The sequence below is a fragment of the Aliiroseovarius sp. M344 genome (genome assembly GCF_025140835.1).
Lineage (GTDB): Bacteria > Pseudomonadota > Alphaproteobacteria > Rhodobacterales > Rhodobacteraceae > Aliiroseovarius.
Window position 1 is genome coordinate 1441051 of record NZ_CP081153.1, and the last position, 16191, is coordinate 1457241.

Below are 16191 nucleotides of genomic sequence, written 5' to 3' on the forward strand. Positions count from 1 at the left end.
AAAGGTAAAACGGAACGTAACGAATGAAACAGGTAATGCGGAAATATATGCGCTTCCTACGTGCGACCGACGGCAGCTCAACCATTGAGTTTGTGATCTGGTTTCCCCTGTTCATGACGCTGTTCTTGACGTCCTTTGAGCTCACGTTCTACGGCATGCGTTCGGTCATGTTGGAACGCGCCGTCGAAATGAACGTGCGTGGGATGCGGCTTGGGACGAGACGACCAGACAATCTGCAAGAGCTGAAAGAGAACATCTGTAATGATACGATGCTTTTTTCCGATTGTGAAAGGGAGCTTACCGTTGATGTCAGATTGATAAACACTCTGTCTTGGGACTTGCCCAATGGCCCACTTCCTTGCGTGGATCGTGGCGACGACTACAAGCAACCGGACGACGTTGTTTATGGGCCGGGCGGCGGCGGGGATCTGTTGCTTATTCGGGCTTGCATCGTGTCAAATCCATTTTTTGCTTCGACGCCATTTGTTATGGGACTGCCTCGTGACGATTCAGGTGGTGTGGCCCTTGTTGCTGTCTCAACCTATGTTAACGAACCGTAAGGAAGGTGTGAGGATGTCCGTATGTTTAATCACACGAACCTCGTTGGCTAAGCCTCCCATTCGGGTGCTGACGCAAAAGCTTCGTTCGTTTGCGCGCGTTGAAACCGGGACTGTAACCGTTGAAAGCGTGATTATTCTTCCTGTATTATTTTTTGCCGTGATGGCCCTCTTTACGTATTTCGACGCCTACCGGAAGCAAAGCCTTGCCTTGAAGGCTAACTATGCTGTCGCTGACTTCTTGTCGCGAAACTATAGATATGATCAGCAGACGCTTGAAGGGCTGGATGAGCTCTTTGAATACATGTCTAAGACCGGTGAAAGCAGTTGGGTGCGTGTTACGGCAGTCGAATGCCCAGCAACGAATACACTGGCGCAGTGTAATGATGAGGTTCCACGGAAGCTGGAATTTAAAGACGATAATGACAGAAATTCCAACGCAAGCGCCAACAGCGGGATATCGGGTCATACAGAAGAGACCATGCGGCAATTTCTTGGCCCGGTTATTCCAAAAATGTACGTTGGCGAAAGCCTTTTTGTGGTAGAAACCGTTGCGAAATATAAGCCGATGTTTCCGGGTCGTTGGACTGGGATTTATTCACGTGACTTTGAACATGTCGTGGTCACCGGTTCGCGAGAATATGACGATCTTTGCTATGATGAACCAGTGGACAGTTGCCCGACACCTGTCACAGATTAAACCTGTGCTGGTCCGTTGTGGGGCGTGGCAACCTGATCCAGATCGGCATGTGATCCGTAAAATCATGGGCAAAGCGCGCGTAGTCGGGTGAACCGTCAGGGAGCTTTCCGGGACCGGCGTCGACGAAAAGCTGCGTGAAATCAAACATCCCATAGTCAAACGCATCGGGGCCAAGCGTGCCAGCCAGATCGTTGTGCCGTCCGCGCGGCAGGCGGGTGTCATCGGCCAGCCACGCGATGTGGTCATAGGTTTGCGTGCGCCGCGCGTTGGTGTTGAAGTTGCCATCAAGGAAGGGGAAGTTCACCTTGGCGTCCAATCTGCGCTTGGCGTTGATCCCGGTGACATAGTTCTCGATCCCGATCCGACGATCATCGTTTGAACCATCAAAATCCAGATTCAAATCCCCCATGATCATGATGATCTTTTTGCGTTTGCTAACGGTTTTGCGGCTGTCATGTAACAACCATTCCAGCAGCGCGAAGAACTCCTGCTCGCGTTCGTTTTTCTTGCCAGAGACGAGGTGGGCGTTGACCGCATAGATCTGGTATTGCCCATCCGGGCCGTCAATCAGGAACTCGACCAGATAGGGGCTGCGGATGAACTGCACAAATTTGGAAAACTGCGCGCCCATCAGGCGTGTGCTGTTCTGCACCCAGGCCATCAACTGCTCCATATAGCCGGGGTCGTCCTCACCCGGCACGCTGGTATCGAACGACGCTTTCAGCGCTTCGTTCATGTTGGCGGCGATTGCTGTGCGGTCATAAGACAGGTCCGAGGCCAGATGACCCAACCGGACGCGGTCGTGGCGATACAGGAAGGCAAAGCGTTCAGACATCCCCTTATAGCCGGGGCTGCGACCGGTCACGTCGCTGTAGATCACGCCATAAGCACCGTTCAGCGCGGTGACCAAGGCCTCCAGCGCGCCGGTATCGTCTTGTTGCTCTTGTATAGACAACAGGTCCGCCTGTGCCGCGACCCGTTCGATCATCCGTGTCGCACCGGGGCTTTTCTTTGGTCCGTCGCGATCTGCCACCGCACCAAATTTGCGAATGTTCCATGACATCAGGATGACCGACTTATCGCGCCGCGCAGGCAGGCCATAGGCTTGCGGGTCTTGTGCCAAAGCGGCATTCAGATGTGCCTCGATCTGTTGCCATTCGGGGTCGGTGAAATGTTGGGCCATTGGTGCCTTAATCCGTAATTGAATTCCGCAAGTATAACACGAATGGGCCCTGCGTGCTTCCCCACATGAGAATTGTGCAAATTTGCGCATTGCTTGTTAGGCCGCGCGCAATTGCAGTGCCGTCCGGTCGCCCCTAGATTACAGGTAACGCCACATGACCTTCTGAAAGGGGGATCACATGTCCATTCGTCCCGTTTTATCTTCCGCGCATGCCCAACCCACGATGGAGGGCGCAGGCGTTCACCTGCACCGCGCCTTTGGCTTCCACGAGCCAGAGGCCTATGACCCATTCTTGCTGTTTGACGATTTTCGCAATGACGACCCGCGTTTGTCGGAAAAGGGGTTTCCCTGGCATCCGCACCGAGGGATCGAGACCATCACCTATGTGCTGGCCGGCGAAGTTGAACATGAAGACAGCCTTGGCAACACCGGGCGTCTTGGGGCAGGCGACATTCAATGGATGACGGCCGGGTCGGGGATCATGCATCAGGAAATGCCGCTGGCAAATGCCAAAGGCCAGATGCATGGGTTCCAGCTGTGGGCCAACCTGCCGCGCGATCTGAAGATGACGGCCCCGAATTATCAGGACGTACCAGCGGTCGAAATCCCGGTGATCGAAGAAGACGATGGCACCAAGGTGCGTGTGGTCGTGGGGGATTTCTGGGGTCGATCCGGTCCGGTGGATGGCATCGCGGCCGACCCGCTTTATCTGGATATCAGCGTCCCGGCAGGCGTGACCAAAACCTTCCCGGTTGATACACGCCGTCAGGCATTTGCCTATGTGTTCGAAGGGGCTGGAGCCTTTGCCGACGCGGCCGCGCCGCAGGGCGTGCTTTTGGAGAAAGAGGTGATGGGGCAGGAGGTCAACATCCGCGACCTGTCCGGCAACCGCACGGTTGTGCGTTTCGGAGCAGGCGACGATGTGCGCGTGCAGGCGGGGCCTGAGGGCGTGCGGTTTCTATTGGTCGCAGGGGCACCAATCCGCGAACCCGTGGCATGGCACGGTCCCATCGTGATGAACACGAAAGACGAACTGCGTCAGGCAATGGCGGATTTGCGCAACGGCACGTTCATTCAGCCTGCGCATTAAGGCCGATCAGGTGACAGCGGCCCGTGTGTGATACGCGGGTCGGTCCCACAAGCGGTGCGCCATGATGTCGGTCAGGGTCTCAACCGCCCTGTCGACATCGCCCTCGTCAATGTAAAGCGGGGTAAAGCCGAAGCGCATAATGTCCGGGGCACGGAAATCACCGATGACACCGCGTGCGATCAAAGCCTGCATGGCGGCATACCCATGTTCAAAGTGAAAGCTGACCTGAGAGCCGCGCGCCCATGCGTCGCGCGGGCTGGCAAGACGCAGGTCGGGGCAGGCGGCTTCAACCCCGGCGATGAACTGCTCGCATAATGCAACGGACCGGGCGCGCAGCGCTTCCATGTCGACCTGATCCCAGATGTCCAATGCGGCCTCCAGCGCCGCCATTTGCAGCACAGGTGGCGTGCCGACGCGCATCCGGTCGACGCCATCGCCGGGACGATAGTCAAGATCAAACGCAAAGGGCGCATCGTGGCCCAGCCAACCGGACAGGGCCGGGCGAACGTGCTCTGACAGGCGGGGCGCGACATAAATAAAGGCGGGCGCGCCGGGGCCGCCATTCAGATACTTATAGGTGCAGCCGACTGCGAAATCTGCGTCTGCCCCCGAGACATCCACCGCAAAAGCGCCCGCTGAATGGGCCAGATCCCAGACCACCAGCGCGCCGACCTTGTGGGCTGCACGGATCAGTGCGGCCATGTCATGGCGTCGCCCGGTGCGGTAATCCACCTCGGTCAGTAAAAGCACGGCAAGATCATCATGGATCGCCTCGATGCGCGCGGCGACATCTTCGGGGGCGGGGGTCTCGATCCGATGCCCCTGACCAAGCGACCGAGCCAGCCCATCGGCCATGTAAAGGTCGGTGGGAAAGTTGCCATTGTCTGACAGGATGACCTTGCGGCCCGGCCGCAGTTCCAACGCAGAGGCAAGCGCCTGATAGACCTTGATTGACAATGTGTCGCCAAGGACAGTGCTGCCCGGCGCGGCGCCAATCAGCCGCCCGATCCGGTCGCCCAACCCGCGGGGCTGCGCCATCCAGCCCGCCTTGTTCCACCCGGTGATCAACATCTCGCCCCATTCGTCCTGCACACAGGCCGCCACGCGGTCTTTTGCGGCAGTGGGCAGGGGGCCAAGCGAATTGCCGTCCAAATAGATCATGCCCTCTGGCAGGGAAAACAGTCTCTTTGTTTCGCTGAAGTCGGTCATCTGTTCCGCCTGATCTGGTTCAGGGGAAGAGTATGGATTTGATCGGCAGGGGCAAGGACCATGTTGGCGCAAACCGCGTTGCACATCCCTATCGAATTGTTACAACGCACCAACGCTGCCCAATTGCCGAACGGAGACCACCATGTCACAGCTCATGCGCTGGCTAGACCTGCCGCCAATGTGGCTTGTGTCGATGATTGCCGCCGCGTTCGGTCTGGATTGGCTGGTTCCCGGACTTGGGTTTGGGTGGGATTGGACCAGTTTGGTGGGCACGGCGCTGATCTGGCTGGGTTTCGGCTCGATGGGTTTGGCGGTTTGGGAGTTTCTGCGGGCGCGCACCTCAGTCATCCCGCGCAAAGTTCCAACAGCGTTTTTGTCGCGCGGCATATACCGACTGACCCGCAACCCGATCTATCTGGGGGACGCGATGGTGTTGGCTGGGCTTGTGCTGAGGTGGGACGTTCTGCCCGCACTGGTTCTGGTGCCGCTGTTTTCTGCGATCATCACCAAACGGTTCATTCTGGGCGAGGAAGCCGTGCTTTTGGAAAAGTTCGGACCGGCATTTCGCGACTGGGCATCGCGGGTCAGGCGCTGGATATAAGCGGCCCTGCTGCAAAGCAGCATTGCCCTGTGATTGGGAGTCGAGTATTGAAACAATATTGTCGCAATACACTCCGTAACGATAGCATCTTGCGCGCAGGCCGCGTATAGGAAGCTGATGAAACCGCCGGGGCCGAGGGATACCCCCTCGTTCGGCACACGACGGGAGAAGGAAGAGACTGTGAAGATCGGTGTACCCAAAGAAGTAATCAACGGCGAGAACCGGGTTGCTATGACCCCGGAAAGCGCTCAGATGCTGCAAAAGCTGGGCTATGACTGCGTGATCGAGACCAAGGCCGGTGCGGCTGCGGGCTTCTCGGACGCAGCATATAAAGAGGCAGGCGTCGAAATCGTCAAGACCGCCGCCGCGCTTTGGAAAGCAGCAGACATCATCGCCAAAGTTCGCGAGCCCAATGCGGCGGAGTTGAAGCGTTTGTCTGCGGACAAAACTCTGATCAGCTTTTTCAATCCGGGCGGGAACGAAGACGGTCTGGCGAAGGCCAAAGCCTCTGGTGCGAACGTCATCGCCATGGAAATGGTGCCACGCATCAGCCGCGCGCAGAAGATGGATGCGCTGTCGTCGATGGCCAACATCGCGGGCTACCGCGCTGTCATCGAAGCAGGCAACAATTTCGGTCGGTTCTTCACCGGTCAGGTCACGGCCGCTGGTAAAGTTCCGCCTGCCAAGGTTCTGGTCGTCGGAGCAGGTGTGGCAGGTCTGGCCGCGATTGGCACATCGACCTCGCTGGGTGCGATCACACTGGCGTTCGACGTGCGACCGGAAGTGGCCGAGCAGGTTGAATCGATGGGCGCGGAATTCGTCTATCTGGATTTCGAGGAAGAACAACAGGATGGCGCCGCCACTGGCGGGTATGCTGCCGTGTCCAGCCCCGAGTTCCGCGAAGCCCAGCTTGCCAAGTTCCGTGAGCTGGCGCCAGAGGTGGACATCGTGATCACCACCGCGCTGATCCCGAACCGCGAAGCGCCCGAGCTGTGGACCGAAGACATGGTGAAAGCCATGAAACCCGGTTCGGTCATCGTGGACCTTGCGGCAGAGAAGGGCGGCAACTGTAAGCTGACCGTCGCGGATGAGAAGATCGTCACGGATAATGGCGTGACCATCATCGGCTATACCGACTTCCCGTCGCGAATGGCCTCGCAAGCCTCGTCGCTTTATTCCAACAACATCCGTCACATGATGACTGACCTGACGCCCGAGAAGGACGGCAAGGTCAACCACAACATGGAAGATGATGTGATCCGCGGCGCGACAGTGACGCACCAAGGCGAGATTACCTTCCCGCCGCCGCCTCCGAAAATTCAGGCCATTGCGGCCAAGCCGAAAGCAGTGGTGCCGGAGCTGACCCCGGAAGAAAAACGCGCCGCCGAGGTGGCCGCGTTCAAAGCGCAAACCAAGCAACAATTCACCCTTCTGGGTGTCGGTGGCGCGCTGATGCTGCTGCTGGGACTTTATGCGCCGGCCAGCTTCATGCAGCACTTCATCGTCTTTGTGCTGGCCGTGTTTGTGGGCTTCCAGGTGATCTGGAATGTCTCGCATTCGCTGCACACGCCTTTGATGGCTGTGACCAACGCCATTTCGTCGATCATCATTCTGGGCGCACTGATGCAGATCGGATCGGGGTCTTTCCTCGTCATTCTGCTGGCAGCCTTGTCGATCTTTATGGCCGGGATCAACATCTTCGGTGGCTTCCTCGTGACACGGCGCATGCTCGCCATGTTCCAGAAATCTTAAGGGGGTAGGGATCATGGAATTTGGTTTCACCACAGCCGCATATGTTGTTGCGGCAATTCTTTTCATCCTCTCCCTTGGCGGTCTGTCTGGGCAGGAAAGCGCGAAACGCGCGGTGTGGTACGGTATTGTCGGCATGGCGCTGGCGGTGGCGGCCACGCTGGTCGGCCCCGGTTCAGGGCTGTGGCTTTTGTCGCTGCTTCTGATCGCCGGTGGCGGTCTGATCGGGACCTATGTCGCGCAAAAGGTTCAGATGACCGAGATGCCGCAGCTTGTCGCTGCGATGCATTCGCTGGTCGGTCTGGCGGCCGTGTTCGTGGGCTACAACGCCCATATCGAACTGGGCAACGTCCTGTCGATGAGCGAAGAAGCCCGTCATGGGCTTGAGGGCTTTGCCGGCCTTCTGGCGCATAAATCTCCGGTCGAGCAGAACATCCTGCGCGTCGAACTCTTTTTGGGTGTCTTCATCGGTGCCGTGACCTTTACGGGCTCGGTGATTGCTTATGGGAAGCTTGCAGGCAAAGTGACGTCAGCGGCAGAAAAGCTGCCCGGTGGGCATATGCTGAATGCCGGTGCCGCGATCCTCTCGCTGGTCTGCCTGATCTGGTACTTCAACACCGGTGGGTTCCTGCCGCTGTTTATCATGACACTGGCCGCTTTCTTTATCGGCTATCATCTGATCATGGGTATTGGCGGTGCGGACATGCCCGTCGTTGTGTCGATGCTGAACAGCTATTCTGGCTGGGCTGCGGCCGCCATTGGCTTCTCGCTGGGCAACGACCTTTTGATCGTTGTCGGCGCGCTGGTTGGTTCGTCGGGTGCGATCCTGTCCTACATCATGTGTAAGGCGATGAACCGGTCGTTCATCAGCGTGATCCTGGGCGGCTTTGGAGGCTCCTCTGGGCCTGCCATGGAAATCGAAGGCGAGCAGATCGCCATCGACGCCGATGGTGTGGCGGCTGCTTTGGAAGACGCCGACAGCGTGGTGATCATCCCCGGTTACGGTATGGCTGTGGCGCAAGCCCAGCAGAACGTGGCCGAGCTGACCCGTCGTTTGCGCGCCAAAGGCAAAAACGTCCGCTTCGCGATCCACCCGGTCGCTGGTCGTCTGCCCGGTCACATGAACGTGCTGCTGGCGGAAGCCAAAGTGCCATACGACATCGTGCTTGAGATGGACGAGATCAACGACGACTTCCCGTCGACGGATGTCGCCATCGTCATCGGCTCAAACGACATCGTAAACCCGGCGGCCCAAGAAGACCCCAACAGCCCCATCGCCGGCATGCCGGTTTTGGAATGCTGGAAGGCCAAGCAGGTCTTCGTGTCGAAACGCGGTCAGGGCACCGGCTATTCGGGCATCGAGAACCCGCTGTTCTTTAAAGAGAACACGCGCATGTTCTATGGTGACGCCAAACAGTCGCTGGACACATTGCTGACGCTGATCAACTAAGCGCAGCACGTAACAAGACAAACGCCCCCGCTAGCCCGGGGGCGTTTTTCGTTTCGGCAACGCTCCAGCTTTCGCCAGCTGCAAAAACACGCTAAGCGGGACAGATGAACCCATCACGCGGTATCCTTCTAAAACTAGGCTCAGTGGCATTCTTCATGTCGCTTCAGGCTATGGTAAAGGCTGCGGCAGAGCATGTGCCGCCGGGCGAGATTGTGTTCTTCCGATCCTTTTTCGCGCTGCCAGTCATCCTAAGCTGGCTGGCCTATGAGGGGCGGCTGCACTCGGCCCTTCGCACGACACAGACCTTTGGACATATCAGTCGCGGGTTGGTTGGAGTTCTGGCGATGGGGCTGAGCTTCTCAGCACTGAAATACCTGCCCCTGCCGGATGTCACCGCGATTTTCTATGCCTCGCCCATCATCACGGTGATCTTGGCGGCGATCTTCTTGGGCGAGCAAGTGCGCATGATCCGGGTTGGCGCGGTTCTTGCGGGTCTTTTGGGCGTCCTCATCATTATGTGGCCGCAGTTACAGGGCACCAACGGCGAGGGCGACAGTTTGCGGGCCTTGGGGGCAACGCTTGCTTTCGTTGCGGCCTGCTTTGTGGCCGTCGCCAAAATCCTCGTGCGAAAGCTTGTTGGCATCGATCCGCCCTCTACGGTGGTGATCTACGCATCGCTGACGGCCATCTGTGTGTCTTTCCTGACGATCCCGTTTGGATGGGTTTGGCCCACCGGATGGGAATTCACCTTGCTCTTGTGCGCAGGGCTTGCCGGGGGGGTAGGCCAGTTGATGCTGACCACGGCCTACACGCACGCCGAAGCCTCAACCATCGCGCCCTTTGATTACGCGTCGATGATCTTCGCGCTGACCTTTGGCTATGCCTTCTTTGGCGACCTGCCGACAGTCCAGACGTTGGCCGGGGCGGGGATTGTCGTCATGGCTGGAATGGTGATCATCTGGCGCGAAAGCCAGCTTGGACGTGACCGATCGAAGTCCCGCGCCGTCAGCCCGCCCGGCAGCTGATTGCGCATCGGGACCGAGTGCGGCTCGAATTCTCTGGAAAAGTGCGAAAAACCCAGCTATTCTTCGCGCAACGACCCGCAATAGACGGGCGAATGAGGATCAGCGGTGGCCAAAACCCGAAAACGGGGTCTGTCGTTGGTAAATGCGAGCGGTAAAGACAAGTGGCAGGCAACTTTCCATGACTGAGATGGTATATGGCGCGGTTCCCGCGCGTGATGGCGATCCTATTCTTCCCCGCTGGTGGCGCACGATCGACAAGTGGTCGGTGTCCTGCATCCTGATCCTGTTCGGGATCGGTATTCTGCTGGGTCTGGCCGCGTCCCCCCCCTTGGCCGAACGCAACGGGCTGCCCCATTTCCATTATGTTGAACGTCAACTTATCTTTGGGCTGGTGGCGTTGATCACCCTGTTTGCCACCACGATGATGAGCCCCCAGATGGTGCGCCGCCTTGGTGTGCTGGGGTTCCTTGTGGCCTTTGTTGCATTGATGTTTCTGCCCGTTCTGGGCACCGATTTCGGCAAAGGTGCGGTGCGTTGGTATTCGCTTGGCTTTGCCTCGATCCAGCCGTCCGAGTTTCTGAAACCCGGCTTCGTGGTTGTCGCTGCGTGGCTGATGGCCGCAAGCCAAGAGATTAACGGCCCGCCGGGGCGCTCGATGTCGCTGGTGCTTGTGCTGGTGATCGTCGGGTTTCTGGCGCTGCAGCCGGATTTCGGTCAAGCGGCTTTGGTGCTGTTTGGCTGGGGCGTGATGTATTTCCTCGCCGGTGCGCCGATCCTGTTTCTGGCTGCCGCCGCCGGGGTGGTCGTGCTGGGTGGCATGTTTGCCTATAACAACTCAGAACATTTTGCCCGGCGCATTGACGGTTTTCTGAACCCTGACGTGGACCCCACTACACAGCTTGGCTATGCCACCAACGCCATTCGCGAAGGCGGCTTTTTTGGCGTGGGTGTCGGCGAGGGGCAGGTGAAATGGTCGCTGCCGGATGCGCATACTGATTTCATCATTGCGGTGGCCGCCGAAGAATACGGTCTGATCCTTGTTCTGATCATCATCGCCCTTTACGCCACCATCGTTGTGCGCAGTTTCCTGCGCCTGATCCGCGAGCGCGACACGTTCACGCGACTGGCAGGCTCGGGATTGGCGGCAATGTTTGGCGTGCAGGCTCTGATCAATATGGGTGTTGCGGTGCGGCTGTTGCCGGCCAAGGGCATGACATTGCCCTTCGTCAGCTATGGTGGGTCCTCCCTAATCGCGGGCGGGATTGCACTTGGCATGCTTCTGGCATTTACCCGCACCCGGCCGCAGGGCCGCATGCAGGACGTATTCGCAAACAGGCAAGGACGATGACCCAGCAACGCCCTCTTCTTGTCATCGCAGCCGGAGGCACTGGCGGGCACATGTTCCCCGCCCAAGCGCTGGCCGAAGCGATGTTGGACAAAGGGTGGCGGGTGAAACTGTCAACAGATGCGCGCGGCGCGCGATATACAAGCGGCTTCCCCCAAGAGGTTGAGATCGAGGAAGTGTCCTCGGCGACCTTTGCGCGTGGCGGGATCTTTGCCAAGGCGATGGTGCCCGCGCGCATTGGCGCAGGCATCATTGGGGCAATCCTGAAAATGCGTCGTGACAAGCCCAAGGCGGTGGTTGGTTTCGGAGGCTACCCGACCATTCCCGCGCTGGCTGCGGCCAAAGTGTTGAACCTGCCGCGGATGATCCATGAACAGAACGGCGTGCTGGGTCGGGTGAACAAGATTTTTTCGACCCGCGTGAATGCCGTGGCCTGCGGCACGTGGCCGACCACGCTGCCGGACGGGGCGAGCGGCATCTATACCGGCAATCCGGTCCGGGCCGAGGTGCTGGCCCGCGATACTTCGGGCTATATCGCGCCGGGCGACTATCCCATGTCGATCCTTGTGATCGGTGGCTCGCAGGGCGCGCGCGCCTTGTCGGACACTGTGCCCCCCGCGATTGCCGCATTACCCACCGAACTTTTGCAACATATTTCGGTCAGTCATCAGGCACGCGATGAGGATATGGAGCGCGTCAGCGCGTACTACGCCGAACATGGCATCCAGGCCGATGTGCAACCCTTTTTCAATGACATCCCGCGCCGCATGTCCGAGACCCAACTTGTGATCAGCAGGGCGGGGGCGTCGTCCGTGGCCGATATTTCAGTGATCGGGCGCCCATCAATCCTTGTGCCTTATCCCTATGCGACGGATGACCATCAAACGGCAAATGCACGTGGTTTGGTCGAAGCGGGTGCGGCGATCCTGATCCCGGAAAGCCGGCTGGATGTGGATACGTTGGCTGAGCAGATCAGAACGGTTCTGGACAATCCCGAAGGGGCGATGCAAATGTCGCGCGCCGCGCAAGGCCACGCCCGGCCAGACGCGACCGATGCGTTGGTGGACCTGGTCGAGCAATTGACGGGAACCGCTCCAACTGCATGACCCGGCGTGAAACGAGGCCCGTGTGCCCTGACGAGTGAAAGGTATCCAGATGAACGCAGCAGCGACCAAACTTCCCACCGAAATGGGGATGATCCATTTTGTGGGGATCGGCGGCATAGGGATGTCTGGTATCGCCGAGGTTCTGCTGAACCATGGGTATCGCGTGCAGGGATCGGACTTGAAGACCTCGAAAATCACCGATCGTCTGGCCGATCTGGGCGCTGAGATATTCGTCGGCCAACGGGCCGAGAATCTTGAGAACGCCGAAGTTGTTGTGATCTCATCGGCCATTAAGCCGGGCAATCCGGAACTGGATGCGGCCCGTGCGCGTGGTCTGCCAGTAGTGCGCCGCGCCGAAATGCTGGCCGAGTTGATGCGCCTGAAATCCAACATCGCCGTCGCAGGTACCCACGGCAAAACCACGACAACGACGATGGTGGCCGAGCTTTTGGTCAAGGGCGGCATTGATCCGACCGTGATCAATGGCGGGGTCATTCACGCCTATGGCTCGAACGCACGGATGGGGCAGGGTGAATGGATGGTGGTCGAAGCTGATGAAAGCGACGGCACCTTTAACCGGTTGCCTGCCACCATCGCCATCGTCACCAATATCGATCCTGAGCATATGGAGCATTGGGGCGATTTCGACACGCTGCGTCAGGGCTTTCTCGATTTCGTTTCGAACATTCCGTTCTATGGGTTGGCGATCTGCTGTACGGATCACCCCGAGGTGCAGGCGCTGGTCGGAAAGGTGACCGACCGCCGTGTTGTGACCTATGGTTTCAACGCCCAAGCCGACGTGCGCGCCGTGAACCTGACCTATAAGGTAGGTGTGGCACATTTTGACATTGAATTGCACAATGAAGGCACCCGTATTGAAGGCTGCACACTGCCCATGCCGGGGGATCACAACGTCTCGAACGCACTGTCTGCGGTCGCAGTGTCCCGCCATCTGGGCATGAAGCGTGAAGAAATTCGTGCAGCCCTTGCGAGTTTCGGCGGTGTGAACCGACGTTTCACCCGCGTGGGCGAGGTAAATGGTGTCACCATCATCGACGATTATGGCCACCACCCGGTGGAAATCGCCGCAGTTCTGAAAGCCGCACGGCAAGCGACCGAAGGGCGCGTGATCGCCGTTCACCAACCCCACCGCTATACGCGCCTGCATGGTCTGTTCGAAGATTTCTGCGCCTGTTTTAACGAAGCAGATGTTGTCGGCATTGCGGATGTTTATGCGGCAGGTGAAGACCCGATCGAAGGCGCAAGCCGCGATGATCTGGTCGCAGGTCTTGTCCGCCATGGCCACCGCCACGCGGTCGCTATCCCAGACGAGGACGCGCTGACAGCGCTTGTTAAGAAGCATACCAAGCCCGGTGATATGGTAGTTTGCTTGGGCGCTGGCACGATTTCGACTTGGGCCAACAATCTGACAAAACGGCTGAGTTGAGGTCAATCGTCGAGACTGGCGGCACAACCTGTGTCTTGGCCTTAAACCGGACCAAACAGGTGTTGGATCGCGCTTGACCGCGAAGAGGTGTGTGAATGGAACCAGCCCCGCTAAAACGCAATCTCGGCCTTGGCCTTCTGACCATGTACGGCGTAGGCGTCATGGTGGGTGCGGGCATTTATGTGTTGGTAGGTGCGGTCGCCGCAGAGGCCGGCATTTGGGCGCCACTGGCCTTTGTTCTGGCCGGGGTCATCGCAGCGCCGTCAGCCTTGTCCTATGCCGAACTCAGCTCGCGCATTCCCGAAGCCTCAGGTGAAGCGGCTTATGTCGAAAAGGGCTTGAACAGCCACCTGCTGGCCGTACTGATCGGCTTGGCGATCGTTGTGGCAGGCACTGTGTCGGCGGCTGCCGTTCTGCGGGGGGGCGTCGGATACCTGACCGCGTTGGTGGATATTCCCACCACGTGGGCCATCATCGGCCTTGGCATGGCGTTGACCGTGGTCGCCGTCATCGGCGTTTTGGAAAGTCTGGCGCTTGTGGCGATATTCACAGTGATCGAGATTTTGGGTCTGGCGGCGGTGATCTGGGCGGGGTTTACGGCCCCGCCGGTCGCCGAATTCGCAGACCTGCCGTCGATCTATTGGCCCGGCGTCGCGGGGGCGGCTGCGTTGGCGTTCTTCGCCTTTATCGGCTTTGAAGACATGGTGAACATGGCAGAAGAGGCCCGCGATCCGACCCGGGTGGTGCCGCGCGCCATCCTGATCGCGCTGGTCGTTACAACAGTTCTTTATGCGCTGGTGTCGCTGGCCGCGATCCGGGCGGTGCCCGTGGACGCGCTTGCAGGCTCTGACCGTCCATTGGTTTTGGTCTGGGAGGCGGCTTTTCTTATGTCTCCGGCCGCGTTGGGCGCAATTGCTGTGGTTGCGGCGCTGAACGGTGTGCTGGCGCAAATCGTTATGGCCGCGCGGGTTTTGTTCGGCCTTGGCCGCCGCGAAAAACTGTTGTCGATCTTTTATCGCACCCATTCCCGCTTTGGAACGCCGGTTCTGGCAACGGTGCTGTTGGGGATAGCTGTGGTCGCGGCCGCACTCACGCTGCCAGTCTCTGATCTGGCGCAAGTGACGTCGACCGTACTTCTGATCGTCTTTGCAGTGGTCAACATTGCGCTGATCGCGCTGAAACGAAAAGACCCCAAAGCGCCGTTTCGCACAGCCAATTGGGTGCCGTGGCTGGGCCTGTTCGCGGCGCTTCTGGCACTTGCCGCGTCTTTCCTGACCGGCGCGATGCATTGAGCTCGCCGCTGATCGCCGCCGCCCTTTGGGTGATTGCCGCCAGCGTCGTGGCGTTTCTGCCCATGCGGCGGCAGTTTGCGCCCGGCTTGGTTTTGCTGGGCTTAGCGCCTGTCCTGATCGTCTGGATCGGAATGGTTCACGGATGGCTGTGGGCCTTGATCGGCTTGGGGGGCTTCATCTCGATGTTTCGCCGCCCACTTTGGTATCTGGCACGCAAAGCGGTGGGGCGGGTATGACAACGTCCCTGATCCTTGCGTGTTTCTGGGCGGTGATCGCGCAGGTCATCGCGTTGTTCCCGTCGCGCAACCACCACTGGCCGGCCGCATACGTCTTGATTGCCGTCGGCATTCCGTTATTGGGTTACGTTGTTTACCAAAACGGTCCACTGGTCGGTGGGTTGGTCATGGTTGCGGCGATGTCCATACTGCGCTGGCCTGTCATCTATCTGATCCGTTGGCTACGCAAGACACGAGGCTGACGTGACCCATCCAAGCAAGATCGAAACCCGTGGCGCGCTGACGTCTGACAAAGACCTGGCTGGCCTGACCTGGCTGCGCGTTGGTGGCCCGGCCGACTGGTTCTTCATGCCCGCAGACGAGGACGATCTGGCGCAGTTTCTATCCGCGCTTGACGCGGACATGCCGGTCTTTCCGATGGGGGTGGGGTCGAACCTGATCGTGCGCGATGGCGGCATCCGCGGCGTGGTGATCCGTTTGGGGCGGGGCTTTAACGGGATTGATGTTGATGGCAATCGCGTGACGGCGGGCGTCGCTGCACTTGATGCCCATGTGGCGCGCAAAGCGGCCGAGGCAGGCGTTGATCTGACCTTCCTGCGCACCATCCCCGGCGCGATTGGTGGCGCGGTCAGGATGAATGCCGGGTGCTACGGATCATATGTGGCCGATGTATTTGTCGAAGCGCAAGCGATCACCCGGGCAGGGGAACGTGTCACCCTGACTGCTGATGATCTGCACTTTCAATACCGCCAGACCGATCTGCCCGACGGATGGATCATCACCAGCGCCACGTTCGAAGCGCCTTCGGGCGATCCGGCAGAGCTTTCCGCCCGCATGGACGCTCAACTGGCCAAGCGCGACGAGACACAGCCCACCAAAGATCGCACCGCCGGATCCACATTCCGCAACCCGGCAGGCTACAGCTCGACCGGGCGGGCCGATGATCGCCATGATCTGAAAGCGTGGAAGGTGATCGAGGATGCAGGTATGCGCGGGGCCACACTTGGGGGTGCGCAGATGAACCCGATGCACGCAAATTTTCTGACAAATACCGGTGGGGCGACCGCTGCCGACCTTGAAGGTTTGGGCGAAGAAGTCAGAAAAAAGGTTTACGAACACAGTGGCATAGACTTACAATGGGAAATCATGCGTGTGGGTGAACCGGCAGACAAATAAGCCGGCGGACGCGCGCAGATACCGG

The 16191-nt window shown here is 59.0% G+C and carries 16 protein-coding genes; 14 read left to right on the top strand and 2 right to left on the bottom strand.

The features are described from left to right. The first annotated feature begins 23 nt into the window (after window positions 1–23). The gene (locus K3556_RS07045; RefSeq protein WP_260519007.1) at window positions 24–560 is read left to right on the top strand and encodes a TadE/TadG family type IV pilus assembly protein; all 537 of its coding nucleotides are present in this window, start codon (window positions 24–26) and stop codon (window positions 558–560) included. A 64-nt stretch (window positions 561–624) separates the two neighbouring features. After that, a complete protein-coding gene (locus K3556_RS07050) occupies window positions 625–1257 on the top strand; it encodes a TadE/TadG family type IV pilus assembly protein (protein WP_260519008.1) in 633 nt (210 codons plus the stop codon). On the opposite strand, the gene K3556_RS07055 is transcribed toward K3556_RS07050, so the two are convergent. Next, the gene (locus K3556_RS07055; protein ID WP_260519009.1) at window positions 1247–2440 is read right to left on the bottom strand and encodes a hypothetical protein; all 1194 of its coding nucleotides are present in this window, start codon (window positions 2438–2440) and stop codon (window positions 1247–1249) included. The genes K3556_RS07050 and K3556_RS07055 overlap by 11 nt on opposite strands. Before the next feature lie 178 nt (window positions 2441–2618). On the opposite strand from K3556_RS07055, the gene K3556_RS07060 reads away from it, so the two are divergent. Beyond that, window positions 2619–3530: a pirin family protein gene (locus tag K3556_RS07060; protein ID WP_260519010.1), complete on the top strand. Its 912-nt coding sequence runs from the start codon at window positions 2619–2621 to the stop codon at window positions 3528–3530. Between the two features lie 6 nt (window positions 3531–3536). Here K3556_RS07060 and kynU read toward each other — a convergent pair whose 3' ends face one another. Continuing rightward, window positions 3537–4739, bottom strand: coding sequence for a kynureninase (gene kynU / locus K3556_RS07065; protein ID WP_260519011.1), 1203 nt, complete (start codon window positions 4737–4739; stop codon window positions 3537–3539). Between the two features lie 142 nt (window positions 4740–4881). On the opposite strand from kynU, the gene K3556_RS07070 reads away from it, so the two are divergent. The 11 genes from K3556_RS07070 to murB all read left to right on the top strand — a co-directional run bounded on the left by K3556_RS07070 (window position 4882) and on the right by murB (window position 16166). Further along, a complete protein-coding gene (locus K3556_RS07070) occupies window positions 4882–5340 on the top strand; it encodes a methyltransferase family protein (protein WP_260519012.1) in 459 nt (152 codons plus the stop codon). Between the two features lie 180 nt (window positions 5341–5520). Next, window positions 5521–7092, top strand: coding sequence for a Re/Si-specific NAD(P)(+) transhydrogenase subunit alpha (locus K3556_RS07075; protein ID WP_260519013.1), 1572 nt, complete (start codon window positions 5521–5523; stop codon window positions 7090–7092). Window positions 7093–7105: 13 nt separating this feature from the next. Continuing rightward, window positions 7106–8539: an NAD(P)(+) transhydrogenase (Re/Si-specific) subunit beta gene (locus tag K3556_RS07080; RefSeq protein ID WP_260519014.1), complete on the top strand. Its 1434-nt coding sequence runs from the start codon at window positions 7106–7108 to the stop codon at window positions 8537–8539. Between the two features lie 104 nt (window positions 8540–8643). Beyond that, window positions 8644–9564, top strand: coding sequence for a DMT family transporter (locus K3556_RS07085; RefSeq protein WP_260519015.1), 921 nt, complete (start codon window positions 8644–8646; stop codon window positions 9562–9564). A 178-nt stretch (window positions 9565–9742) separates the two neighbouring features. After that, complete coding sequence (gene ftsW / locus K3556_RS07090) at window positions 9743–10912, top strand: putative lipid II flippase FtsW (protein WP_260519016.1); 1170 nt, start codon at window positions 9743–9745, stop codon at window positions 10910–10912. Further along, window positions 10909–12015 (top strand): undecaprenyldiphospho-muramoylpentapeptide beta-N-acetylglucosaminyltransferase, encoded by a 1107-nt coding sequence (gene murG, locus K3556_RS07095; RefSeq protein WP_260519017.1) that lies wholly within the window; start codon window positions 10909–10911, stop codon window positions 12013–12015. Before ftsW ends, murG begins: the two co-directional genes overlap by 4 nt. Before the next feature lie 49 nt (window positions 12016–12064). Further along, the gene (murC, locus tag K3556_RS07100; RefSeq protein ID WP_260519018.1) at window positions 12065–13462 is read left to right on the top strand and encodes a UDP-N-acetylmuramate--L-alanine ligase; all 1398 of its coding nucleotides are present in this window, start codon (window positions 12065–12067) and stop codon (window positions 13460–13462) included. A gap of 95 nt (window positions 13463–13557) precedes the next feature. Continuing rightward, complete coding sequence (locus tag K3556_RS07105; RefSeq protein ID WP_260519019.1) at window positions 13558–14754, top strand: APC family permease; 1197 nt, start codon at window positions 13558–13560, stop codon at window positions 14752–14754. After that, the gene (locus K3556_RS07110; RefSeq protein ID WP_260519020.1) at window positions 14751–14990 is read left to right on the top strand and encodes a DUF2484 family protein; all 240 of its coding nucleotides are present in this window, start codon (window positions 14751–14753) and stop codon (window positions 14988–14990) included. Before K3556_RS07105 ends, K3556_RS07110 begins: the two co-directional genes overlap by 4 nt. Next, window positions 14987–15232 (top strand): DUF2484 family protein, encoded by a 246-nt coding sequence (locus tag K3556_RS07115; RefSeq protein WP_260519021.1) that lies wholly within the window; start codon window positions 14987–14989, stop codon window positions 15230–15232. The genes K3556_RS07110 and K3556_RS07115 overlap by 4 nt, the downstream gene beginning before the upstream one ends. 1 nt (window position 15233) lies before the next feature. Next, complete coding sequence (gene murB, locus K3556_RS07120) at window positions 15234–16166, top strand: UDP-N-acetylmuramate dehydrogenase (protein ID WP_260519022.1); 933 nt, start codon at window positions 15234–15236, stop codon at window positions 16164–16166. The last annotated feature ends 25 nt before the right edge of the window (window positions 16167–16191 follow it).

What these genes read in the sequence shown, in the direction of transcription:
- K3556_RS07045 (WP_260519007.1), top strand. Translation starts at nt 24, where the DNA reads ATGAAACAGGTAATGCGGAAATATATGCGCTTCCTACGTGCGACCGAC.
- K3556_RS07055 (WP_260519009.1), bottom strand. Translation starts at nt 2,440, where the DNA reads ATGGCCCAACATTTCACCGACCCCGAATGGCAACAGATCGAGGCACAT.
- K3556_RS07060 (WP_260519010.1), top strand. Translation starts at nt 2,619, where the DNA reads ATGTCCATTCGTCCCGTTTTATCTTCCGCGCATGCCCAACCCACGATG.
- kynU (WP_260519011.1), bottom strand. Translation starts at nt 4,739, where the DNA reads ATGACCGACTTCAGCGAAACAAAGAGACTGTTTTCCCTGCCAGAGGGC.
- K3556_RS07070 (WP_260519012.1), top strand. Translation starts at nt 4,882, where the DNA reads ATGTCACAGCTCATGCGCTGGCTAGACCTGCCGCCAATGTGGCTTGTG.
- K3556_RS07080 (WP_260519014.1), top strand. Translation starts at nt 7,106, where the DNA reads ATGGAATTTGGTTTCACCACAGCCGCATATGTTGTTGCGGCAATTCTT.
- K3556_RS07085 (WP_260519015.1), top strand. Translation starts at nt 8,644, where the DNA reads ATGAACCCATCACGCGGTATCCTTCTAAAACTAGGCTCAGTGGCATTC.
- ftsW (WP_260519016.1), top strand. Translation starts at nt 9,743, where the DNA reads ATGACTGAGATGGTATATGGCGCGGTTCCCGCGCGTGATGGCGATCCT.
- murG (WP_260519017.1), top strand. Translation starts at nt 10,909, where the DNA reads ATGACCCAGCAACGCCCTCTTCTTGTCATCGCAGCCGGAGGCACTGGC.
- murC (WP_260519018.1), top strand. Translation starts at nt 12,065, where the DNA reads ATGAACGCAGCAGCGACCAAACTTCCCACCGAAATGGGGATGATCCAT.
- K3556_RS07105 (WP_260519019.1), top strand. Translation starts at nt 13,558, where the DNA reads ATGGAACCAGCCCCGCTAAAACGCAATCTCGGCCTTGGCCTTCTGACC.
- K3556_RS07115 (WP_260519021.1), top strand. Translation starts at nt 14,987, where the DNA reads ATGACAACGTCCCTGATCCTTGCGTGTTTCTGGGCGGTGATCGCGCAG.